Raw genomic sequence first — 20,513 nt, forward strand, 5'->3', positions numbered from 1 at the left:
ATCGCCAGAACACCGCCGCCTGCGTTTCTCTTTCCAATTCAACAATGTCAAAGACCAAAACCGGCTTCCGCCAGCCCCGCCAACCAATCCGTCGGCGGCGAGGAGCGGCGTATCTAGTCGCCACCCCGAAGTGTGTCAATCAGCCTTTTTCGACTTTTTGCGACAGCCGCCGAGCCTATCTGCCGGGGTGACGACGGGATCGCAGAGATTCCCCTGATCGTTCAGGGGAATTTGCTCAATATCCGGGCCGAAGTCGGACTCGGCCGCCTAAAACTATATCGCGGTTCTTTTCGACAGAGGCTTTCGCCACGCCGCGCCCATCGGGCGGGCGGGCGGGCCGCGGCCTGCCTTCCGCAAGGTCGCGCCTTCCGCCTGGTCACCGACCGGTGTTACTCCTGAGCCCAGTCCATAGTTCGGGGGAACGCTCATGGCGCAGGACGCCGCAGACGCTCAGCAGGCTGAGGGCGCCAAGGCGCCCTCCATGCGCACAGTGGTGGTGGCCTCCTCGGCCGGGACCGCCTTCGAGTGGTACGACTTCTTCATCTTCGGGACGCTGGCGACGGTCATCTCGCGGAACTTCTTCGCGGGCCTGAATGAGACCGCCGGACTGATTGCGGCCCTGGCCCTCTTCGGCGCCGGCTTCGCCTTCCGGCCCCTGGGCGCGCTGATCTTCGGCCGGATGGGCGACCGGGTCGGGCGCAAGGCGGCCTTTCTGATCACCGTCACCCTTATGGGGGGCGCCACGCTGGCCATCGGATTCCTGCCCACCTACGAGCAGGCGGGCCTGATCGGTCCGGCCTTGCTGATCGTGCTGCGCATCCTGCAGGGCCTCGCGCTGGGCGGCGAGTATGGCGGGGCGGCCATCTATGTGGCCGAGCACGCCCCGGACCATCGCCGCGGCGAGTATACGGGCTGGATCCAGACCTCAGCCGCCTTCGGCCTGATCGGCGCCCTGGTGGTCATCCTGGTGACCCGGCGCATCGTCGGCGAGGAAGCCTTCGCCGACTGGGGCTGGCGCCTGCCCTTCCTGTTGTCGGCGGGTCTGCTGGCCATCTCCATCTTCATGCGGCTGAAGCTCGCCGAAAGCCCGAGCTTTGAGCGGCTGAAGGCGGCTGGCCAGGAGGCCAAGGCCCCCTTTGCCGAGGCCTTTGGCCAATGGGGCAATCTGAAGCTGGTGCTGCTGGCCCTGTTCGCCTTCATGAGCGCCCAAGGCGCGGTCTGGTACACGGCGTTTTTCTACACCCAGATCTTTCTCGAGCGGTTCCTGAAGGTGGCGCCGGCCACGGTGAACACGCTGATGATCTGCGCCACCCTGGCCAGCGCGCCGCTCTATGTGATGTTCGCCTGGCTGTCGGATCGCGTGGGCCGGAAATGGGTGATGTGGTTTGGCATGACCCTGGCCCTGATCGCCTTCTTCCCGGGTTTCAAGGGACTGACCATGGCCGCCAACCCCGCCCTGGCCGAAGCCCAGGCGGCCACGCCGATCCTGGTCATCGCAGACCCCGCCGACTGCTCCCTGCAGTTCGATCCCGTGGGCCGGGCGCAGTTCGTCTCGGCCTGCGACATCGCCAAGACCTCCCTGGCCAATGCCGGGGTCTCCTACGACAATCTGGCCGCGCCGGCGGGCGCCCCGGCGCAGGTGATGGTGGGGGAGACCGTAGTGGCCTCCATCGACGGCGCACAGCTGGCCTCCGAAGACCTCAAGGCGGCCCGGGCCCAGGTGGACGGGGACATCCGCGCCGCCCTCCTCGCCGCCGGCTACCCTGCCGCAGCCGATCCGGCCAGGACCAACCTTGTGGCCGTGTTTGGCATCCTGATGATCTTCGTCGTGGCGGCCACGGCCCTCTATGGCCCCATGGCGGCGACCCTGGTGGAGCTTTTCCCGACAAGGGTGCGCTACACGGCCATGTCCCTGCCCTATCATATCGGCACGGGCTGGGTCGGGGGCTTCGTCCCGTTCAGCGCCTTCGCCATCGTGACGGCGACGGGCAATATCTATTCCGGCCTCTGGTACCCGGTGATCTTCACCGCCATCAGCGTGGTGGTCTGCCTGTTCCTGCCGGAAACCAAGGGCAAGCCCCTGGACTAGACCTCCGGCGCGGCCAGCATCACCTCGACGGCAACGCCGGATTCGGCATAGGCGCGCAGATCGCTGGCGTCAGGCAGGGCGGTGATCAGACTGACCACCTTCAGCCCCTGGCGCGCCAGGTCGATCAGGTGATCGGAGGTCGCGGCCTCGACGGTCACCCGCTCGGCGTCACGGCGGGCCATCCCAACGATCTCGGGGTCGGCGTCGTTGGGGATCACCAGCACATCGGCGCTCGCCAGGGCGCGGCTGGCCCGCAGGGTGATCAGGTCCGCCGGTCCCCGCCCGGCGACGAACTGCAGCCGCCCCGGCTGGGGGGCGTCTTCTGAGAGCGCCTTGCGCAGCAGGGCCTCGGCGGCCTCCATATTGCCGGCCATGGCGGCGTCGGCCGCCGGCCCCTCCAGGGCCTGGCGCAGAAAGGCGCGGCGGCGCGGCAATTCCGGCAGGGCCTCGCGCACCTCATCCTGCATCGTTCGGAACAGGGCGGCGATCCGTCCTGTCCCCTCGGGAATCCGCGTCTCGATTGTGTTGCGCAGCAGGGTCGCCAGCATCGGCGAGGCGCCGCCAGTGCCCACCGCGGCGACCACCTCGCCCCGATCGATCACGGCAGGCGTGGTGAAGTCGCACATGGGGGGGCGGTCGACCACATTGACCGGAACCCGGGCCGCCCGGGCCGCCGTCGCCGCCGCCTGGACGAACAGGTCGTCCGAACTGGCGATGAAGACCAGGCTGGCGCCTGCATAGGTGGCCGGCAGATAGGCCTGGGCGTCAGCGACCCGCACGAGGCGGGCCGGCGAGCCGCTGAACAGCCGGGCCTTGGCCTCGGCGCCCTCGCCGGACCCGGCGATGACGATCTTGGCGCCGGCCAGGGGGAAAAAGGCGGGAAAGGCGTCCAAGGTCCTGCTCCTTCAGCCGGTGACGCAGCCGCGATAGGGCGCCCCGACCGCGCCGTCCAGGCTGGCCTCGACGCCCTTGGTCGTCAGTTCGACCCCGCCGGCAGAAAAGCGCGCGCCGGACCCAGAGGGGGCGTGCGGCAGACGGTAGGACCTGCCGCCGGCCTGGACCACCGCATGCTCGCCCGACAGGGCGTAGGCGGCGACGAACCGCTTCCCCTCGCGACAGGCATAGGTCATCGGCGCGTCCGTGGCGTCCTCCGGCGCGGGACCGGCACGCATCGGCGTCGAGAAGGCGGCGGGCGCGCTCGGCCCCACCGTCGTGCAGCCGGCCAGGGCCGCGGCGGCGAGGACGAGTCCCAGGCCAGCCCGGAGGTTCCAGGTCATTTGAGCGTCTTCATATAGGCCACGATGGCGGCGCGATTATTGGCGTCAGGCACGGCGACCATCATGCGCGTGCCAGGCGCGAAGGCCATCGGCTTCGCCAGATAGGCGTCCAGGGCGGCGTCGGTCCAGGTCCCGCCCTTGGCCTTCAGGCCTGTGGAATAGGCGTAGTCGCTGCGGCCAGCGATGGGCGCGCCCGCCACGCCCGTCAGGGTGGGGCCAGCCGGCGTGCTCTTTTCGCCATGGCAGGTCTTACACTGCATATTGAACAGTCTGACGCCGAGGGACGACGCCGGGGCCTGGGCGAGGGCGAACCCTGGCGCCGCCGCCAGGACGAGGCCGGCCAGCAGCGCCGGCAGGCGGAGAGAAGGGGCGCGGACCGATGGGGTCATGAGGGTCTCCAGAAACGGGGCCGATCACGGCGTCGAATTTTCAGGTAGCGCAGTTAGGTCACAGGCGCACCATGCTGGCGCCGCCCGGCCTGGTCAGGGCTTACCCTGCCCGCTAAGCGGCGTTAAGATCATGCTCAAGCTCCGCAACGCTGAGGATCGTCATGGCCATCACCCTCGATGTGAATGGGAAACAGCTTACGGTGGAGGCGACCGACGACACGCCGCTATTGTGGGTCCTGCGCGATGAACTGGGCCTGACTGGCACAAAATATGGCTGCGGAGTCGCTCAGTGCGGCGCCTGCACCGTCCTGGCCGACGGCGCGCCTATCCGGTCCTGCCTGACGCCGGTGTCCGCGCTCGGCGCCGCGAAGATCACCACCATCGAGGGGCTGGGGGGCGAGCACCCCCTGCAGGAGGCCTGGGTCGCGCTGGACGTGCCACAGTGCGGCTACTGCCAGTCGGGCCAAATCATGTCGGCCGCCGCCCTGCTGGCCCAGTCGCCAAAACCGACCGATGCGGAGATCGACGGGGCGATGGCCGGCAATATCTGTCGCTGCGGCGCCTATCAGCGCATCCACGCGGCGATCAAGGCGGCGTCCGGCCAGACGCCCGCCGCCGCGCCCCAGACTGACGCCTGACCGGACGGGATGAGAGCCATGAACGCACTATTTCCCCGCCGCGCCGCCAATACCGGTGAGGGCCTTTCGCGGCGCCAGCTGATCATCACCGCCACCGCCGTCGGCGGCGCGCTCATGGTCGGCTGTTCGCCCACCGATCTCCTGGCGGCCGGGGCCGAGAGCGAGACCGGCCCGTTCGGCGCCTTCGTCAAGATCGCCCCGGACGGCGCAGTCACCCTGGTCTGCAAGCACATCGAATTTGGCCAGGGGAGTCATGCGGGCCTGGCGGCCATCGTCGCCGAGGAGCTGGACGCCGACTGGAGCAAGGTCGGATGGGAGCATGCCCCGGCCAACGCCAAGCTCTACGCCAATGGCGCCCTGGGCGCGCAGCTCACCGGCGGATCGACGGCGATCAACAATTCCTGGGAGCAGTTGCGAAAGGCCGGGGCCGCGGCCAGGGCCATGCTCGTCCAGGCCGCGGCGAACCGCTGGGGCGTGGCCGCGGCTGAAATCAGCGTCAAGGACAGTGTGGTCAGCCACGCCGCCTCGGGCCAGTCCGCCGACTTCGCCGCCCTGCTGGCCGATGCGGCCAAGGTCACCCCGCCCGCCGAACCGGTCCTGAAGGACCCGGCCCTGTTCACCCTGATCGGCACGGACCGGGTGCGGCGCAAGGACAGCCTGGCCAAGAGCACCGGCCAGACCCGCTTCACCATGGATGTGCAGGCCGACAACCTGCTGGTGGCCATGGTCGCCCATCCGCCCCGCTTCGGCGCCAAGGTGGCGAGCTTTGACGCCGCTGCGGCCAGGGCCGTGGCTGGCGTGGTCGAGGTCTATGAAATCCCCACCGGCGTCGCCGTGGTGGCCGACAATACCTGGGCGGCCAAGCAGGGCCGCGACGCGCTCAGCGTCACCTGGGATGAGTCCAAGGCCGAGACGCGCAGCTCCGCCGACATCGCCGCCCGCTTCCGCGACCTGGCCGACGGTTCGGCGGCCCTGGAAAAGGGTGAGGAATGGCAGGGCTTCGAGACCAAGGGGGATGTGTCGGGCCAGCCGGGCGGCCAGGCCCTGGAAGTCGCCTATGACTTCCCCTACCTGGCCCACGCCGCCATGGAGCCGATGAACTGTGTGGCCCAGGTAGAGGGCAACAAGGCCAGGCTTACCTTCGCTTCTCAGGCCCCGACCCTGGACCAGCTCAACGTGGCCAAGATCCTCGCCAACCTGCCCGGCGCCATCGAGATCGAGACCCTGCCGGCCGGCGGCTCATTCGGCCGTCGGGCCAACTTCCAGTCCGACTTCGTGGTGGAATGCGTCCAGATCGCCCGCAAGGTGGGCGGAAACCGGCCCGTGAAGCTGATCTGGACCCGTGAGGACGACATGGCGGCGGGCTATTACCGCCCCCTGGTCCACCACCGGGTGCGAGTGACCACCGACGCCGACGGCTATCCCAGCGCCTGGACCCACCGCATTGTCACCCAGTCCATCATGAAGGGCGCGCCCTTCGGCGGCGGCGGCGTCGACGAGACCGCGGTCGAAGGGGCCAAGGGCTCTCCCTATCTGGCGGCCACACCCCATGTGGACGCCCAACTTCTGACCCCTGATATCGGCGTGCCGGTGCTGTGGTGGCGCTCGGTGGGGGCGACCCACACCGCCTATGTGATGGAGCACACTATCGACCAGTTGGCCCGCCGGGCCGGCCAGGACCCGGTGGCCTATCGTCGGGCTCTCTATGAAAAGGCCGGCGCCAAGCGGCATCTGGCGGTCCTCGACCTGGCGGTGAAAAAGTCCGGCTGGGGCACGCCGGCGCCCGAGGGCTGGACCCGCGGCGTGGCCGTGCATGAGAGCTTCGGCTCCGTGGTCGCCCAGGTGGCCGAGGTGAAGATGGAGAATGGGGAGCCCAAGGTCGGCCGGGTGGTCACCGCCATCGACTGCGGCACGGCCATCTCGCCCGACCAGATCGCCGCCCAGATGGAAGGCGGGACCTGCTACGGCCTCTCAGCCACCCTCTATGGCCAGGTGACGCTGACCGAAGGCCGCGTGGACCAGACCAATTTCGACACCTACCGCGTGCTGCGCCATGGCGAAGCCCCGCAGGTCGAAACCCACATCGTCCCCCAACCGGCCGGAACCCACCCCACCGGCGTCGGCGAACCCGGCACCCCGGTGATCGGCCCGGCCGTGGCCAATGCGCTGCTGGCGCTGACCGGCGAGGCGATTACGGCTCAGCCGTTTGTGAGGGTTTAGGTCGCGCCCCCAAGTCCTCGGGCCGGTCGATGTCGAACAGGACGCCCACGTCGTCGGTCTCTATGAGAGCCAGGCGTGAGCCGAGGCCCGCCAGCGCCGCCCGGGCGCCTTCGTCACCGGCGGCCTGACGCAGGTAATCGAAGAGCTCGGTCCCGAACAGCACCGGGTGGCCTCGGCGGCCGCCGCAGACAGGGGCCGCCGCCGCCGCGCCGTCTTCCACGGCCTCGATCAGGCGCGGGAGGATCGCGGGCGGAATCCTTGGCATGTCACCCAGAAAAACGAAGGCGCCGGCCGCGTCCGCCGGCAGCGCCGCAGCCCCGGCCCGCAGGGAGGCGCCCATGCCCTCGGCGTGGTCGGCGGCGTGGATGGTCTGCAGGCGATCACGCTGACCTTGGCGTTCGGCGAAGGCGCTTGCGACCGCCGCCACCTCGTCGGCCTCTGAGCCCGTCACCAGGATGATGGTCGAAGCCGGGCTGGCGAAGGCTGTGGCCAGCGCGGCCTCGACCAGCACCCCGCCCTCGAAAGCCGCCAGCAGCTTGCGACCCCCGAACCGGCGGCCGGCGCCTGCGGCCAGGACAATGGCGCTCCAGGTCGCCTGATTGTTCTCCGCCCCTGTCGTCACGCGCCCGCCTCGCCTATGTTGGTCGGACGCCATGACGCCTTACGACGCCCCCCTTGCGCAAGCTCCGGCCACCAGCGCCCCGCCGCTGATCGACGGCTTTGGCCGGACCGTGACCTATCTGCGGGTCTCGGTCACCGATCGCTGCGACCTGCGCTGCGTCTATTGCATGGCCGAGCACATGGTCTTCCTGCCCAAGAAGGACCTGCTGACGCTCGAGGAACTCGACCGGGTCAGTTCGGCCTTCATCGCGCTCGGGGTGCGCAAGCTGCGGATCACCGGCGGCGAGCCCCTGGTCCGTAAAGGGGTGATGAGCCTGATCGAGGGCCTGTCACGCCATCTGAAGTCCGGGGCGCTGGATGAGCTGACCCTGACCACAAATGGCACCCGTCTGGCCGAGTTCGCCGAACCCCTGGCCGCGGCGGGCGTGCGGCGGATCAACGTCTCCATCGACACCCGCAAGCCCGACCTGTTCCGCCGCCTGACCCGGGGCGGGGACGTGGCCAAGGTGCTGGCCGGGATCAAGGCCGCGCAGGCCGCCGGCATCGCCGTCAAGATCAACGCCGTAGCCCTGGCCAAGGATAACGCCGATGAGCTGCCCGACCTGATCGCCTGGGCGCACGGCGAGGGCATGGACGCCACCCTGATCGAGACCATGCCGCTGGGCGAAATCGAGGAAGATCGCACCGACCAGTTCCTGTCCCTGGCCAAGGTCCGCCAGGAGCTGGAGAGCTTCTGGACCCTGGAGGACATCCCACTGTCCACCGGCGGGCCGGCCCGCTACGTCCGGGTGGCCGAGACCGGCGGACGGCTGGGCTTCATCACCCCGATGACCCACAATTTCTGCGAGGGCTGCAATCGGGTGCGCCTGACCTGCACCGGCACCCTGCACACCTGTTTGGGCCAGGAAGACGCCAGCGACCTGCGGGCCGTCATGCGGGCCGGCGCCGATGACGCCCGCCTGATCGAGACCATTCGATTGGCGGTGGACGGCAAGCCCAAGGGCCACGACTTCAAGATCGAGCGGTCCGCCGCCCCGGCGCTGGCCCGTCACATGTCGACCACCGGAGGCTGAGCCCATGGCCCGGGTCCTGCTATTTGGTCGTCTGAGCGACATCGCGGGCTGGCGGGAGAAGACCCTGGACCCGTCGCCGACGCGCCTTTCGGATTTGCGCGCCCAGCTGGCGGCCGAGGACGCCGCCCTGGGCGAGGCCTTGGCCGCGCCAGGCGTCCAGGTCGCGCTCGACCAGGTGCTGGTTCGCGGCGATGCGACGCTTTCCACGCGCTCAGAGGTCGCCTTCCTGCCGCCGATGAGCGGGGGCTAGGGTATGATGATCAGCCTCACCGAACAGGGCTTCGACCCCGGGCCTTTGCTTTCCGGCTTCTGCTGCGGGCGGGCCGAGACCGGCGCGGTGGCCAGCTTCACGGGCCTGGCCCGGGGCGAGGGCGGCGCGACGAAGGTCCTGGAACTGGAGGCCTATCCCGGCTTCACCGAGGCTCAGATCGGCGCCATCGCCGAGGCGGCCAAGGCCCGGTTTGAGCTGCACGACCTGATGATCGTCCATCGCATCGGGAAGATCGCGCCGGGCGAACCCATCGTCTTCGTCGCCACCGCCGCAGCCCACCGCCGCGCGGCTTTCGAGGCCTGCGACTACCTGATGGACTATCTGAAGAGCCGCGCCCCCTTCTGGAAGAAGGAACATGGCCCGGACGGCGCCCGCTGGATCGAGCCCCGGGACGAGGACCACGCGGACATAGCCCGCTGGGCCTGAGCTCGGCGCGCGCCATCCCTTCCAAGCACAAAGGAGCTCGATCATGAACGCGCCCGCCATCGCCCCCGGGGGCAAGACCGATGAGGCCAAGACCCTGGTTCCGGTCCGCATCGCGGTGTTGAGCGTCTCCGACACCCGTGATGAGACCACCGACACCTCGGGCCAGGTGCTCGCTGACCGGATCACCGGGGCGGGCCACGTCCTGGCCGGGCGCGCCATCGTCCGGGACGAGGTGGAGACCATCCGCACCCAGGTGAAGACCTGGATCGCATCGGGCGAGGTCGACGCGGTGATCACCACCGGGGGCACCGGCATCACCGGCCGCGACGTGACGCCCGAGGCCCTGCAGCCCCTGTTCCACAAGACCCTCGACGGCTTTTCCGTGGTCTTCCACATGGTCAGCTACCAGACCGTGGGCCTGTCCACCCTGCAGAGCCGGGCCACAGCCGGGATCATCGATGGAGTCTTCGTCTTCTGTCTGCCCGGCTCCAACGGGGCGGTGAAGGACGGCTGGGACAAGGTGATCGCCGCCCAGCTCGACAGTCGTCACGGCCCCTGCAACATGGTCGACCTCATGCCCCGGCTGCTCGAACGATGAGCGGCCTGACCCACATCGATGAGACCGGCCGCGCCCACATGGTCGATGTCTCCGACAAGGCGGTCACCACCCGGGAGGCTCGCGCCGAGGGCTTTGTTCGCATGACGCCTGCGACCCTGGCGCTGGCCCTGTCTGGCGACGCCAAGAAGGGTGATGTGCGCGCCACCGCCGAGATCGCCGGGATCATGGCCGCCAAACGCACCAGTGAGCTGATCCCGCTTTGCCATCCGCTGACGCTGTCCAAGGTCGAGGTCCGGGTGACGCCCGGCGAAGGCGGCCTTTCGGTCACCGCCCGCGTCCGCACCACCGGCCAGACCGGGGTCGAGATGGAGGCCCTGACAGCCGTCTCGGTCGCCTGCCTGACGGTCTATGACATGTTGAAGGCCGCCGAGAAGGGCATGGTCATCGAGGCCGTGCGCCTGACCGCCAAGTCCGGCGGGGCGTCCGGCGACTGGTCCGCCCCATGAAGCTGCTGGCCGTTGAGGACGCCCAGGCCCGCATGCTGGCCGAGATCGCCCCACTCACGGCCGAGACCATCCCCTTGCGCGCGGCCATCGGCCGGGTCCTGGCCGAGGACGTCACCGCCGTCCGCGACCAGCCGCCCTTCGACGCCTCGGCCATGGATGGCTGGGCGGTGCGCAGCGGCGACACGCCGGGCCCCCTGCGCATCATCGGTGAGAGCGCCGCGGGCCACGGCTTCGAAGGCGTCCTGGGCGCCGGCGAGGCGGTGCGCATCTTCACCGGCGCGGCGGTTCCCGTCGGCGCCGACGCCATCGTCATCCAGGAAGACGCCGAGCGAGACGGCGAGACCGTGACGACGCCCGAGGCCCGGGCGGGCCAGCATCAACGGCGCCGGGGCGGCGATTTCACAGCAGGCCAGGTCCTGCTCAGCGCCGGCCAGCGCATTGATCCCTGGCGCCTCTCCCTGGCCGCCTCAGCCGGGCGCGCGGAGGTTTCGGTCCGCAGGGCGCCCAAGGTGGCGATCATCTCCACCGGCGAGGAGATCGTCGAAGCGCCGGGCCATCCGGGGCCGTTCCAAATCTATGACTCCGGGGCGCCAGCCCTGTTGGCCATGGTCCAGGCCTGGGGCGCGGAGGCTGAAAAGCTAAAGCCCGTCCGCGACGAACTCGACGCCGTCATCGCCGCCTTGGCGGAGGCGCAAGCCGACCTGATCGTCACCGTGGGCGGGGCGTCTGTGGGCGACCATGACCTCGTGCGGGCCGCCGGCGAGGCGCTGGGCCTTAAGATGAAGGTGGCCAGCGTGGCGGTGCGGCCGGGCAAGCCGACCTTCTTTGGGGTTCTGGCTGACGGCCGCCGGATGCTGGGCCTGCCCGGCAACCCGGCCTCAGCCTTCGTCTGCGCCGAGCTCTTCCTGCGGCCCATTTTGCGGGCCTATCAGGGCGATCCCACGCCGTTCACAACGATGTCCGCCCGGGCCGCCGAGTCTCTCAGCGCCAATGGTCCGCGGGAACACTGGATGCGGGCGCGGCTGGTCTATGAGGAAGGCATGGTCCTGGTTCATCCCTACCGAGATCAGGATTCCTCGCTGGTGAGCGTCTTCGCCGGCGCCGACGCCCTGCTCCGCCGGCCGCCCGGCGCGCCCGCCGTCGAGGCCGGCGGGCTGGTCGAGGTGCTGCCGCTGGCCCGGGCATAGCGCAGGGCGACGATCTCGCCGATCACTGAAAGCGCCACCTCCCAGGGCGCCTTGCCACCGATGTCGAGGCCGATAGGCGCGTGCAGTCGCGACAGGGCCGCCTCGCTGACGCCCGCTTCCCGCAATCGGGCCAGTCTCTCCCCCAGCCGCGCCCGGGCGCCCAGCAGGCCGACATAGGCCGCGCTGGACGGCAGGGCGGCGCGCAGGGCGGCCTGATCGGTAGCCAGGTCGTGGGTGGCGATGGCCACGGCGGTCCAGGGATCAAGGCCAATGGCGGCCAGCGCCGCCTCAGGCTCATCCCGGCGATAGGCGACCTTCAAAAGCGGCGGCGGCTCGGTCGGCCCCTTCGGCCGCACCAGGGTGGTCTCGAACCCCGACTGCCCGCCCAGGGCGGCGATGGCCAGGGCCGTGGGATCGGAACCCACCACCACCAGCCGCGGGACAGGGGCGTAATCCCGACGGATGGCGCCGGCCCAGGGTTTGGCGTCCTCGGGTGACACGCAGAGCCTGCGCTGACCATCGCTCAGCCAGACGCAGGGTTTGCGCTCATTCTGGGCGGTAAAAAGTTTGGCCAGGGCGGGGTCGTCGCTCGCCACCTTCTCCAGGAAGATCTCGATCCGCGCGCCGCACAGCAGTTGGATGTCAGGCCACGGGCTGCCCTCGCCATAGACCAGCGTGCGGGACGCGCCGTCCTCCAGGCAGGCCTGGGCGTGGGCGGCCACGTCAGATTCGACGCAGCCTCCTGAAAAATAACCGGAAACCACGCCCTGGCCGAACACCATCTGCGTCCCCACCGGGCGGGGACCGCCGCCGCCGAGCGCCGTCAGCGTGGCCATTACAAGGGGCGCGCCGGTGGCTGCGGCCAGGCGAAGGGCCGGGCGGACGTCCTCGTCGAGGCCGAAGATCGGCCATTGGGGCAGCGGTTCGGTCATAGGCCAGATTAACCCCCGTGAAAGGTTCCAGATACGGGTTCTTTAGGCCTCACAGATAAGCATGGCCCTCGACAAGTGCAGTTCTTAGAGCGTCCGCCCGCCCATGACCTCTCCACTCGCCAAGCTCGGCCTCGGTTCTGGCCAGTTCGTCCTGGATCAGGCGTCCGTTCGCGGGCGTCCCGCCCAGGCCGAAGTCCAGGACATTCTCTCGGTGGCCCATCGGGCCGGCCTGTCGCTGTTCGACGTGGCCGGGCGCTCGGTCCAGGGCGAGACTCTGATCGGCGAAGCCCTGCCCAAGCCCATTCCCTTCCGCGTCTCGGTGACCACGATCCGCGCTGACCGTGGGCCCGACATGGTCGAGGCCGAGGTGCGCGCCTCCATGCGTCGTTTGGGCGTCGCCCAGGCCGATTGCGTGCTGGTGCCGTCGGCCTCGGAGCTGTTTGGTCCTCACGGCATGGCGCTGTGGACGCGGCTGCAGCAGCTGCGCGACGCTGGTGTCTGCCGCCGGATCGGCGTGGCGGTCTTCGCCTCAGATGATCCCGTGGGTCTGGCGCGCCGCTTCCGTCCCGACGTCATCCAGGCGCCGGCCAGCCTGCTCGACCAGCGACTGCTGATCGACGGCACCCTGGCCACCCTGGCCGGCATGGGCATCGAGGTGCAGCTGCGCTCGATCTTCCTCAATGGCCTGATCTTCCTGCCGCCCGATCGGGCGCCCCATCACCTGAAGGCCGCCGCCAGCCGCATCTCCCGGGCGCGTCGCCTGATCGCCGAGGGCCGCAGCGATCCACTGCAGGCGTCCCTGGGCTTCGCCCTGTCGCGGCCCGAGGCGACCACCGTCCTGGTGGGTGTCACCTCTGCTGCGGAGTTGTCGGCTGTGATCGCCGCCGCCTCCAGCCCACCGCCAGACCTGGACTGGGATGACATGGCCCTAGATGATCCGGTCGCTCTGGACCCCAGCCAGTGGGCTGCAGCCTAGCGGGACCAGACGCCATAGGGATCGACCGAGGTCCGGCCAAGCGCCTGCGCCACCGCCGGGTGAGTCAGCTCACCCCTCAGCACGTTCAGGCCTCGCGCCAGATGCGGATCGTCCCCCAGGGCCTCAAGCCCCCGGTCCGCCAGGGCCAGGCCGAAGGGCAGCGTGGCGTGCACCAGGGCTTCTGAGGATGTCCGCGGCGCCGCGCCGGGCATATTGGCCACGCAGTAGTGCACGACGCCATCGACCACATAGGTCGGGTCAGCATGGGTGGTCGGCCGCGAGGTTTCAAAACAGCCGCCCTGGTCGATAGAGACGTCCACCAGCACCGAGCCGGGCTTCATCCGCGACAGGTGCTCGCGTCGGACCAGCTTGGGCGCCGCGGCCCCGGCGGTCAGCACCGCGCCGATCACCACATCGGCCCGCAGCACCTCTTCTTCCACCGCGTCCAGGGTCGAGTAGCGGGTCAGCACCCGGCCCAGGAACATGTCGTCCAGCTCCCGCATCCGAGGAATGGAGCGCTCCAGCACCACCACCTCGGCGCCCAGGCCAGCGGCCATGCGCGCGGCGTTCATGCCGACCACCCCGCCACCCAGGACGCAGATCCGCGCCGGTCGCACGCCGGGCACCCCCGACAGCAGAAGCCCCATGCCGCCATTGTGCTTGAGCAGAGTCTCGCCGGCGGAGAAAACCGCGATCCGGCCGGCCACCTCGGACATGGGCGCCAGCAGGGGCAGGCCCCCGGCCCGGTCGGTCACGGTCTCATAGGCGATGGCCGCGCATCCCGAGGCCAGCAGGCCTTCGGTCTGAGCCGGATCCGGCGCCAGGTGCAGGTAGGTGAAGAGGATGTGCTCAGGCGTCAGCCGCGCCCATTCGGCCGCCTGGGGCTCCTTGACCTTCACGATCAGCTGGGCGTCAGAGAAGACTGCGGCCGCTTCGGCGACCACCTGCGCGCCAGCCCGTTCGTAGTCCTGGTCTGCATAGCCGGCGCCGTCGCCCGCCCCGGACTCCACGACCACCTCATGGCCGTGGGCCAGATATTCGCGGACTGCGGTGGGGGGCAGCCCAACCCGATGCTCGTTCGGCTTGATCTCGCGGGGCACGCCAACGCGCATGGAAGCCTCCTGAAGGGCAGATTATTTTACTGATCCGCAGGTTGAGGGGCGCAACCGTGTTTCGTCAACCCAGGACGCAGGCGTCCAGATTGTCTCGTCGGATAGTGCCCGCCGCCGCCTGGATGCGTCCTGTGCGCCGACGCACATAGGGGCCCGGCGTATCGGCCTTGTAGCGCAGGGGGCTGGGCAGGACGGCGGCCAGCCGGGCGGCCTGGGTCGGGCTGAGATCCTCGGCGTCGACCCCGAAATTCCGTCGCGCCGCGGCCTGGGCGCCATAGACGCCGGGCCCGAATTCGATGGAGTTCAGATAGACCTCCATGATCCGCGGCTTGCCCCACATCACCTCGATCAGGACGGTGAAATAGGCCTCCAGACCTTTGCGGACATAGGAGCGATCGGGCCAGAGGAAGACGTTCTTGGCCGTCTGCTGGCTGATGGTGGAGCCGCCCCGCACCCGCTCCGAGGACTCGTTGTGCGCCAGGGCCTTGCGGATGGCCTCGAGGTCAAAACCCCGGTGGCTGCAGAAGTTGGCGTCCTCGGCGGCGATCACCGACCGGACCAGATGCGGCGAGAGGTCGTCGAGGTTCCGCCAGCTGCGGCTAAAGCCCTGGCCCTCGAACAGGCGCTGAACCATCAGAATGGTGATCGGCGGCGGCAGGAAGCGATAGGCCGCAACAGTCAGGATCGGGCCGACAAAGCCAATCATCAGGACCAGAACCAGAAGCCCCCGCACGATCCGGCCCAGCCGGCCACGCCGCGGCGGCCCCTGATCCTCGGCCACAGAGATTGCGGGCTCGTCCTCAGCGCCGTCGGGCGCGTTTTCGGGGGCGGTGGTGTCGGTGTCGCTCAAGCTCGGCCATCCTTGCCTTGACCCTAGGCGGGGCTGCTAGCGATGGGAAGATCGCGCGGCAAGCGCGCCATGCCCAAGGAGACCGGTCCATGAATGTCAGCCAGGCCGTAGCCGCGCGGATTTCAGTCCGCGCCTTCCGCCCTGATGCCGTGTCTGGCGCGATTGTGCGGGAGATTCTCGAGGCCGCCAGCCGCGCCCCTTCCGGCGGCAACCTCCAACCGTGGCGGGTGCACGCCCTTGCGGGCGCGCCCCTGGAAGCGCTGAAGGCTCGCGTGCGTGAGGCCCCATTTGGAGAGACCCCGGAATACGACGTCTATCCCGCCAATCTATGGGAGCCCCTGCGCACCCGGCGCTACCAGTGCGGCGAGGACCTCTACGCCACCATCGGCATCCCCCGGGAGGACAAGGCTGCGCGCCTGACCCAGCTGGCCAAGAATGGCGAGCTGTTTGGCGCGCCCGTGGGTCTGTTCTTCAGCCTCGACCGCAAGGTCGGACCGCCGCAGTGGTCGGATGTGGGCATGCTGATGCAGACGGTCATGCTGCTGGCCGTTGAGCGCGGCCTGGCCACCTGCGCCCAGGAGTATTGGGCCCGCTATCCCCAGACCCTGGCCGACGTCCTGGATTTGCCGGAGGATCACATGATCTTTTCCGGCATGGCGCTCGGCTATGCCGACGAGACCGCCCCCATCAACACCTTGCGCACCCGCCGTGACCCCTTCGAAGTCTGGGGCCAGATGCTGGGGTTCGACGACGCCTGAGGTCCTATGGCGCTTCGGCGATACCGGCCGCGCCGTCCTCGTCGCCCCAGGCCACCCGCTTGCCGTCGGCGGAGATGGCCAGGGCGGTGATGGCTGCGCCCTTTTCAGCCTTGAGCATTTCGATCTTCTGGCCCTCCAGGTCGCAGACCCAGACCCGGCCGTCCTCCAGGCCCGCGGCGACCCGGCGGCCGGCCGGCGTTCCGGCGACCTGCACCACGAGGGTGGAGGCGTCATAGCCGACTTCGGCCGCCTCCTTGCCCATGGGGCCGGCCGATCCGCCAAAGGGCCAGATCACCACCCCTTGCGCCCCGGACGTTGCGAGGAACTGGCCCTTGGACATGAAGACCAGGCTCTTCACCTTGGCCGGATAGCCGCCCATGCGCATGTTCTTCTCATCGGCCACCCGCCAGCCATGCAGCTGGTTTTCCTGCATGGAGGACATCAGGAACTTGCTGTCTGGGCTCCAGGCGAGCGCGATATGGCTGCCAGCCCAGGTCAGCACTGTCGGCTTCTGCTCGGCGATGCGAGCGAACCAGAGCCGCGCCCCGCCATAGGCCGCCACCGCCAGGCGCCGCCCCTTGGGATCAAAGGCGAGCCCCAGCGCCGAGGTCTCATGCTCGAAGGCGCGGGCGAAGTCCGGATTGGCGGCGTCCCGGACATGGACGGTCTTTCCCGCCGCGAAGGCGATCAGGCCCGAGTCGGAGCTGGCGCTCACCGCGTCGATCCAGCGCCCCTTGATCTCGGCGATCTCCACAGGGCCGGTGGCCCGCGACCAGACCACCCGGCCATCATCGCCGCCGGTGAGGACGCCCTCGCCCGAGGGATGCAGACAGGCGCAGAGGATTGCGCCGTCATGAGCCTCGACCACCTCGCCGGCGTCGAATCGAACGGTTCCATCCCCGAGGGCGAAGATCGCCTGGCCGGACTTGGAAAACAGGGCTGCGGTGACATAGGCGTCGAAAGCGTAGGGCATGGGGATGCCATAGACGCCGAACGCGGGTCTTGCCCAGGGGGCTGCTGCAAGGAATCCAGGCGTCAGACGACGCCACTTGCGGCGCCGCATCGGGTCATACCAACGAAACCCTCTGACTCCTGGCGCCTTGAGACTTTACAATCGCGTTTCGACAGGCGAATGGTCGAGGCGAAACGGACGGTCGCGGGCTACGCGACCCTATGGGAAGGAATTGCATATGGCGGCGAAGCTGAGTGGCGGGGGCGGCTCCAAGTTCGACCTCGGCCAGAACAGCGACATCAACGTTACGCCCTTCGTGGACGTGATGCTGGTGCTCCTCATCATCTTCATGGTGGCGATTCCCGCCGCGACGGTGTCGATCAAGCTCGACCTGCCGCCCGCGATCCCGCCCCCGCCCGGGACCGTGATTGAAGAGCCGACCCTGATCAACGTGCAGGCCGGCGGCGCCATCTTCATCGGCGAGCGCCCGACCACCCTTGGCGCCCTGGCCGGCGATCTGGCCGCCGAACTGGCCGTGCCCGTGCCCACCGAGGAACGCGTCTACATCCGCGCCGACCGCAATGTCCGCTACGGCGAGTTCATGTCGGTGATGAACCAGTTGCAGACTGACGGCTACTTCCTGGTCGCCCTGATCAACGAAGAGCTCTCCTGATCCAAAGGGGCGCGACCTGGTCGCGCCCTTGACAGGCTGAACACGTTGACCCCCGCCGGTTCTCCGGCGGGGGTTTTCATTTGGCCGTCGTTCTCATTTGTCCGCCTGATGCGACAGCCTCAGGCTGCGCAGGCCTCGAAGCCCGCCTTGAGCTTGGCTTCATCCAGATTTCGGCCGATGAAGACCATCTTGCTGCTCCGGGCCTCCCCTTCGCGCCAGTCCCGCTGGAAATCACCCTCCAGGATCATGTGAACCGCCTGGAAGACCAGCCGGCGGTTCTCACCGGCGACATCCAGAATACCCTTGGCCCGCAGGATGTCAGGGCCCTGCTCCTGCAGGAGAGCGTTCAGCCAGTTGGTGACCCTTGTCCCGTTCAGCGGCTGGTCGAAGGTCAGCGACACCCCGCGAATGCCGGCCTCGGCCACATGGTCGTGTCCGTGATCGTGATGATGGTCGTGCCCGTGATCATGGTGATGGTCGTCGTCGCAGGACTCATCATGCACATGTCCTGGCTCCCCATGGGCGGGGTTGAGGAACTCCGGATCCAGGCCCGTGATGCGCTCCAGATCGAAGCCGCCTCGGCCCAGCACGGCCTCCAGCGGCACATTGGACCTCTGGGCCCGATGAATCGGGGCCAGCGGATTGATCCGCCGGATCTGCGCCTCAACCGCCGCCAGCTCGGCCGGCGTGACGAGGTCGGTCTTATTCAGGATGATCTGGTCGGCGAAGGCGATCTGCTCGACGGCCTCATGACTGTCCGCCAGGCGCAGGGGCAGATGCTTGGCGTCCACCACCGTGGTCACCGAATCCAGTTGCGCCTTGGCGCGCACGTCATCATCGACAAAGAAGGTCTGGGCGACGGGGCCGGGATCAGCCAGACCCGTCGTCTCGACGATGATGGCGTCGAACTTGCCCTTGCGCTTCATCAGGCCAGAGAGGACGCGGATCAGGTCACCGCGCACCGTGCAGCAGACGCAGCCATTGTTCATCTCGAACACTTCTTCGTCGGCGCCGACAATGAGGTCGTTGTCGATGCCCACCTCACCGAACTCATTGACGATGACGGCGTAGCGTTTGCCGTGGTCCTCGCTGAGGATGCGGTTGAGCAGGGTGGTCTTGCCGGCGCCGAGATAGCCGGTCAGGACGGTGACGGGGATTTTATCGGTCATGGGCCTCATCTAATCCCTGACCCGGCCGGAGGGAACAGGCATGGCCCCCGATCGGCGCTTGCGACGCCCTTGACCTCGGCGCAGACGTTATAGACTAACACCCCTCGCGCCACATTGAGGCGTCGCCCGGAAGGTTTCCTTGTGTCCAAGGACGAAGAAACAAGGTCGACATTGCTGTCGCGCCCTTCGGGGCCGCCCCCCGGGCCCCTGGACGGTTTTCGGGCCGACCAGATCTATCTGGGCGCAGATCACGGGCGGAACGAGCGGCGGGTCTGGCTGGCCGCAGGGATTTGTACGCTCACCCTGACCGCCCAGCTGGCCGGGGGCCTGGCGTTCAACTCCATGGCCCTGGTGGCCGGGGGGATCCACATGGCCGCCCACGTGGCGGCCCTCAGCGTCGCTGGCCTCGCCTATCTGCTGGCCCGGCGCTACGCCGCCGATCGGCGCTTCAGCTTCGGCGCCGGAAAGGTCGGCTATCTGGCGGCCTTCGCCAACGCCGTCGCCCTGGGGATCACCGCCCTGCTCCTGGCGGGCGAAAGCCTGACCCATTTCAGCGGCGGGGCCGAAACCCACTATCATGAGGCGTCGCAGCTCGCCGTGGCGGTCCTGGGCGTCAACCTGATCTGCATGTGGCTGCTGCGGCCCGGCAAGGGGGCGTCCGATCGACCGGACGACGCCGATGACGTCAATCTGCGCGGCGCCCACCTGCATCTGGCGGCCGATGTGGTGGTCTCTATACTGTCCATCGCCGGGCTGCTGGCCGGGGGACGACTGGGCTGGACCTGGGCAGATCCCCTTGCGGGCCTGCTTGGCGCGCTTCTGGTGGGCCGCTTCGCCTGGACCCTGGGCGCCAGCGCAGGCGCGGTCCTGCTGGACCTCACCCCCAGCCCCCGACTGACGGCGGAGGCCCGCTCGCGCCTGGAGGCGATGGGCGCAAGGGTGCTCGATCTGCACCTCTGGCGCCTGGGGCCTGGCCACCACGCCGCCATCGCCGTGGTGGCCGATCCTGAGGGGCGCCCAGCGAGCGCGTTTCGGGCTCAGCTGGCGGATCTGTCCGGCCTCAGCCACCTGACGGTCGAGGTTCGAGAGCCCCTCCTGAACGAGGCTGGCGAATCCCCCGGGCCTGCGTTGACTCGCAAGTCTGCGTCTGTATAAGTCCGCGGCTCTCGCCCGCGGGGCTTCTCGCGGGCGTAATCCTTTTTGTATCAAGTCCAAGGCGCGAACCATGTACGCGGTGATCAAGACCGGCGGAAAACAGTACCGGGTCCAACCTGGTGACCTGCTTGTGGTTGAAAAGCTGGAAGGCGAGCCCGGCGCGAATGTCGCGTTTGGCGACGTCCTGATGCTTGGCGACGGCGAAACCGTGACCCTCGGCGCGCCCGTGGTGGACGGCGCCAGCGTCGAGGCGACCCTGATCGAAACCCGCAAGGGCGAGAAGGTGAAGATCTTTAAGAAGATCCGCCGTCAGGGCTATCGCCGGACCCGGGGTCATCGCCAGTTCGAGAGCGTCCTGCGCGTCACCTCGATCGCCGGCGTCGGCAAGACCGACAAGTGGGACGGTGAAGTCGACCTGACCCCCAAGTCGGTCCTCGACGCCCGCGCCCGCGGCCTGAGCACCGAGGTTCGCGCCCCGGTCGAGGCCAAGCCGGCCAAGGCCGCGGCTGAGCCTGCAGCGGACGTGGAGGCTGACGCCCCCAAGGCCGCCGCCAAGCCGAAGGCCGCCAAGGCTGCGGCTCCCAAGGCTGAAGCTGGCGAAAAGAAGGCTGCGCCCAAGAAGGCCGCCGCCAAGAAGGAATCGGACGCCGAATAGGCGTCCCACGATTTAGGAGAGCACC

General features: G+C 68.8%; 22 protein-coding genes and 1 pseudogene. 14 read left to right on the top strand and 9 right to left on the bottom strand.

From position 1 onward, the window contains the following. Positions 1-427 precede the first annotated feature (427 nt). Positions 428-2,089 carry an MFS transporter gene (locus Q8K84_RS04740; RefSeq protein ID WP_305281354.1) on the top strand — a complete coding sequence of 554 codons (1,662 nt, stop codon included), beginning with the start codon at positions 428-430 and terminating at the stop codon, positions 2,087-2,089. Here Q8K84_RS04740 and Q8K84_RS04745 read toward each other — a convergent pair. Genes Q8K84_RS04745 through Q8K84_RS04755 form a run of 3 tightly spaced genes read right to left on the bottom strand, consistent with a single transcriptional unit; the run spans position 2,086 to position 3,755 of the window. Next, entirely contained in the window at positions 2,086-2,982 is an 897-nt protein-coding gene (locus Q8K84_RS04745) for an NAD(P)-dependent oxidoreductase (protein WP_305281357.1), read from the bottom strand. The two genes, Q8K84_RS04740 and Q8K84_RS04745, sit on opposite strands and share 4 nt — an antisense overlap. Before the next feature lie 12 nt (positions 2,983-2,994). After that, the gene (locus Q8K84_RS04750) at positions 2,995-3,366 is read right to left on the bottom strand and encodes an MliC family protein (protein WP_305281360.1); all 372 of its coding nucleotides are present in this window, start codon (positions 3,364-3,366) and stop codon (positions 2,995-2,997) included. Continuing rightward, positions 3,363-3,755: a cytochrome c family protein gene (locus Q8K84_RS04755; RefSeq protein WP_305281361.1), complete on the bottom strand. Its 393-nt coding sequence runs from the start codon at positions 3,753-3,755 to the stop codon at positions 3,363-3,365. Before Q8K84_RS04755 ends, Q8K84_RS04750 begins: the two co-directional genes overlap by 4 nt. A 161-nt stretch (positions 3,756-3,916) precedes the next feature. Between Q8K84_RS04755 and Q8K84_RS04760 the strand changes: the two genes are divergently transcribed. Both Q8K84_RS04760 and Q8K84_RS04765 read left to right on the top strand, forming a co-directional pair. Then, positions 3,917-4,393: a (2Fe-2S)-binding protein gene (locus tag Q8K84_RS04760; protein WP_305281363.1), complete on the top strand. Its 477-nt coding sequence runs from the start codon at positions 3,917-3,919 to the stop codon at positions 4,391-4,393. An 18-nt stretch (positions 4,394-4,411) separates the two neighbouring features. Next, positions 4,412-6,613, top strand: a complete 2,202-nt coding sequence (locus Q8K84_RS04765; RefSeq protein WP_305281364.1) for a xanthine dehydrogenase family protein molybdopterin-binding subunit — start codon at positions 4,412-4,414, stop codon at positions 6,611-6,613. Here Q8K84_RS04765 and Q8K84_RS04770 read toward each other — a convergent pair. After that, positions 6,585-7,235 carry a nucleotidyltransferase family protein gene (locus Q8K84_RS04770; protein WP_305281367.1) on the bottom strand — a complete coding sequence of 217 codons (651 nt, stop codon included), beginning with the start codon at positions 7,233-7,235 and terminating at the stop codon, positions 6,585-6,587. The two genes, Q8K84_RS04765 and Q8K84_RS04770, sit on opposite strands and share 29 nt — an antisense overlap. A 31-nt stretch (positions 7,236-7,266) precedes the next feature. On the opposite strand from Q8K84_RS04770, the gene moaA reads away from it, so the two are divergent. The 6 genes from moaA to glp are packed head-to-tail and all read left to right on the top strand — an operon-like array spanning position 7,267 to position 11,256. After that, on the top strand, positions 7,267-8,307 hold the full coding sequence (moaA, locus tag Q8K84_RS04775; protein WP_305281370.1) for a GTP 3',8-cyclase MoaA: 1,041 nt from the start codon (positions 7,267-7,269) through the stop codon (positions 8,305-8,307). Between the two features lie 4 nt (positions 8,308-8,311). Further along, positions 8,312-8,557, top strand: a complete 246-nt coding sequence (locus Q8K84_RS04780) for a MoaD/ThiS family protein (RefSeq protein ID WP_305281372.1) — start codon at positions 8,312-8,314, stop codon at positions 8,555-8,557. A 3-nt stretch (positions 8,558-8,560) separates the two neighbouring features. Continuing rightward, positions 8,561-9,004 (top strand): molybdenum cofactor biosynthesis protein MoaE, encoded by a 444-nt coding sequence (locus Q8K84_RS04785; RefSeq protein ID WP_305281375.1) that lies wholly within the window; start codon positions 8,561-8,563, stop codon positions 9,002-9,004. A 43-nt stretch (positions 9,005-9,047) separates the two neighbouring features. Beyond that, positions 9,048-9,602 (top strand): molybdenum cofactor biosynthesis protein B, encoded by a 555-nt coding sequence (gene moaB / locus Q8K84_RS04790; RefSeq protein ID WP_305281378.1) that lies wholly within the window; start codon positions 9,048-9,050, stop codon positions 9,600-9,602. After that, positions 9,599-10,069: a cyclic pyranopterin monophosphate synthase MoaC gene (gene moaC, locus Q8K84_RS04795; RefSeq protein WP_305281381.1), complete on the top strand. Its 471-nt coding sequence runs from the start codon at positions 9,599-9,601 to the stop codon at positions 10,067-10,069. Before moaB ends, moaC begins: the two co-directional genes overlap by 4 nt. After that, positions 10,066-11,256, top strand: a complete 1,191-nt coding sequence (gene glp, locus Q8K84_RS04800) for a gephyrin-like molybdotransferase Glp (protein ID WP_305281383.1) — start codon at positions 10,066-10,068, stop codon at positions 11,254-11,256. The genes moaC and glp overlap by 4 nt, the downstream gene beginning before the upstream one ends. A gap of 71 nt (positions 11,257-11,327) precedes the next feature. On the opposite strand, the pseudogene Q8K84_RS04805 reads toward glp, so the two are convergent. Next, positions 11,328-12,188: pseudogene (locus tag Q8K84_RS04805) on the bottom strand (XdhC family protein); the annotation flags it as partial. Between the two features lie 103 nt (positions 12,189-12,291). Between Q8K84_RS04805 and Q8K84_RS04810 the strand changes: the two are divergent. Beyond that, positions 12,292-13,164 carry a bifunctional regulator KidO gene (locus Q8K84_RS04810; protein ID WP_305281385.1) on the top strand — a complete coding sequence of 291 codons (873 nt, stop codon included), beginning with the start codon at positions 12,292-12,294 and terminating at the stop codon, positions 13,162-13,164. Here Q8K84_RS04810 and ald read toward each other — a convergent pair. Then, the gene (gene ald, locus Q8K84_RS04815) at positions 13,161-14,276 is read right to left on the bottom strand and encodes an alanine dehydrogenase (protein ID WP_305281386.1); all 1,116 of its coding nucleotides are present in this window, start codon (positions 14,274-14,276) and stop codon (positions 13,161-13,163) included. The two genes, Q8K84_RS04810 and ald, sit on opposite strands and share 4 nt — an antisense overlap. 64 nt (positions 14,277-14,340) lie before the next feature. After that, positions 14,341-15,021: a monofunctional biosynthetic peptidoglycan transglycosylase gene (gene mtgA, locus Q8K84_RS04820; RefSeq protein ID WP_370867837.1), complete on the bottom strand. Its 681-nt coding sequence runs from the start codon at positions 15,019-15,021 to the stop codon at positions 14,341-14,343. 194 nt (positions 15,022-15,215) lie between these two features. Between mtgA and Q8K84_RS04825 the strand changes: the two genes are divergently transcribed. Further along, positions 15,216-15,884, top strand: a complete 669-nt coding sequence (locus Q8K84_RS04825) for a nitroreductase (protein ID WP_305281387.1) — start codon at positions 15,216-15,218, stop codon at positions 15,882-15,884. A 4-nt stretch (positions 15,885-15,888) separates the two neighbouring features. Here the strand turns inward: Q8K84_RS04825 and Q8K84_RS04830 are convergent, their stop codons facing one another. Further along, positions 15,889-16,857, bottom strand: a complete 969-nt coding sequence (locus tag Q8K84_RS04830) for a WD40 repeat domain-containing protein (protein WP_305281389.1) — start codon at positions 16,855-16,857, stop codon at positions 15,889-15,891. Between the two features lie 217 nt (positions 16,858-17,074). Here Q8K84_RS04830 and Q8K84_RS04835 point away from each other — a divergent pair, with 217 nt between their 5' ends. Next, positions 17,075-17,509: a biopolymer transporter ExbD gene (locus Q8K84_RS04835; RefSeq protein WP_305281390.1), complete on the top strand. Its 435-nt coding sequence runs from the start codon at positions 17,075-17,077 to the stop codon at positions 17,507-17,509. A gap of 119 nt (positions 17,510-17,628) precedes the next feature. Here Q8K84_RS04835 and Q8K84_RS04840 read toward each other — a convergent pair whose 3' ends face one another. Continuing rightward, positions 17,629-18,687, bottom strand: a complete 1,059-nt coding sequence (locus tag Q8K84_RS04840; protein ID WP_305281391.1) for a GTP-binding protein — start codon at positions 18,685-18,687, stop codon at positions 17,629-17,631. 162 nt (positions 18,688-18,849) lie between these two features. On the opposite strand from Q8K84_RS04840, the gene dmeF reads away from it, so the two are divergent. Together dmeF and rplU are read left to right on the top strand one after the other, a co-directional pair. Beyond that, positions 18,850-19,833 carry a CDF family Co(II)/Ni(II) efflux transporter DmeF gene (dmeF, locus tag Q8K84_RS04845; protein WP_305281393.1) on the top strand — a complete coding sequence of 328 codons (984 nt, stop codon included), beginning with the start codon at positions 18,850-18,852 and terminating at the stop codon, positions 19,831-19,833. Between the two features lie 70 nt (positions 19,834-19,903). Further along, positions 19,904-20,488: a 50S ribosomal protein L21 gene (gene rplU, locus Q8K84_RS04850; RefSeq protein ID WP_305281395.1), complete on the top strand. Its 585-nt coding sequence runs from the start codon at positions 19,904-19,906 to the stop codon at positions 20,486-20,488. Positions 20,489-20,513: the final 25 nt, after the last annotated feature.

This window comes from Phenylobacterium sp. (genome assembly GCF_030679875.1).
In the GTDB taxonomy this organism is placed as follows: domain Bacteria; phylum Pseudomonadota; class Alphaproteobacteria; order Caulobacterales; family Caulobacteraceae; genus Phenylobacterium.

Excerpts from the sequence above, each read along its gene's own strand:
- Q8K84_RS04810 (WP_305281385.1), top strand. The coding sequence starts at position 12,292 with ATGACCTCTCCACTCGCCAAGCTCGGCCTCGGTTCTGGCCAGTTCGTC.
- Q8K84_RS04780 (WP_305281372.1), top strand. The coding sequence starts at position 8,312 with ATGGCCCGGGTCCTGCTATTTGGTCGTCTGAGCGACATCGCGGGCTGG.
- Q8K84_RS04760 (WP_305281363.1), top strand. The coding sequence starts at position 3,917 with ATGGCCATCACCCTCGATGTGAATGGGAAACAGCTTACGGTGGAGGCG.
- moaC (WP_305281381.1), top strand. The coding sequence starts at position 9,599 with ATGAGCGGCCTGACCCACATCGATGAGACCGGCCGCGCCCACATGGTC.
- moaA (WP_305281370.1), top strand. The coding sequence starts at position 7,267 with ATGACGCCTTACGACGCCCCCCTTGCGCAAGCTCCGGCCACCAGCGCC.
- ald (WP_305281386.1), bottom strand. The coding sequence starts at position 14,276 with ATGCGCGTTGGCGTGCCCCGCGAGATCAAGCCGAACGAGCATCGGGTT.
- Q8K84_RS04830 (WP_305281389.1), bottom strand. The coding sequence starts at position 16,857 with ATGCCCTACGCTTTCGACGCCTATGTCACCGCAGCCCTGTTTTCCAAG.
- Q8K84_RS04825 (WP_305281387.1), top strand. The coding sequence starts at position 15,216 with ATGAATGTCAGCCAGGCCGTAGCCGCGCGGATTTCAGTCCGCGCCTTC.
- moaB (WP_305281378.1), top strand. The coding sequence starts at position 9,048 with ATGAACGCGCCCGCCATCGCCCCCGGGGGCAAGACCGATGAGGCCAAG.
- rplU (WP_305281395.1), top strand. The coding sequence starts at position 19,904 with ATGTACGCGGTGATCAAGACCGGCGGAAAACAGTACCGGGTCCAACCT.
- glp (WP_305281383.1), top strand. The coding sequence starts at position 10,066 with ATGAAGCTGCTGGCCGTTGAGGACGCCCAGGCCCGCATGCTGGCCGAG.
- Q8K84_RS04840 (WP_305281391.1), bottom strand. The coding sequence starts at position 18,687 with ATGAGGCCCATGACCGATAAAATCCCCGTCACCGTCCTGACCGGCTAT.
- Q8K84_RS04755 (WP_305281361.1), bottom strand. The coding sequence starts at position 3,755 with ATGACCCCATCGGTCCGCGCCCCTTCTCTCCGCCTGCCGGCGCTGCTG.
- Q8K84_RS04750 (WP_305281360.1), bottom strand. The coding sequence starts at position 3,366 with ATGACCTGGAACCTCCGGGCTGGCCTGGGACTCGTCCTCGCCGCCGCG.
- Q8K84_RS04765 (WP_305281364.1), top strand. The coding sequence starts at position 4,412 with ATGAACGCACTATTTCCCCGCCGCGCCGCCAATACCGGTGAGGGCCTT.
- Q8K84_RS04835 (WP_305281390.1), top strand. The coding sequence starts at position 17,075 with ATGGCGGCGAAGCTGAGTGGCGGGGGCGGCTCCAAGTTCGACCTCGGC.
- Q8K84_RS04785 (WP_305281375.1), top strand. The coding sequence starts at position 8,561 with ATGATGATCAGCCTCACCGAACAGGGCTTCGACCCCGGGCCTTTGCTT.
- Q8K84_RS04740 (WP_305281354.1), top strand. The coding sequence starts at position 428 with ATGGCGCAGGACGCCGCAGACGCTCAGCAGGCTGAGGGCGCCAAGGCG.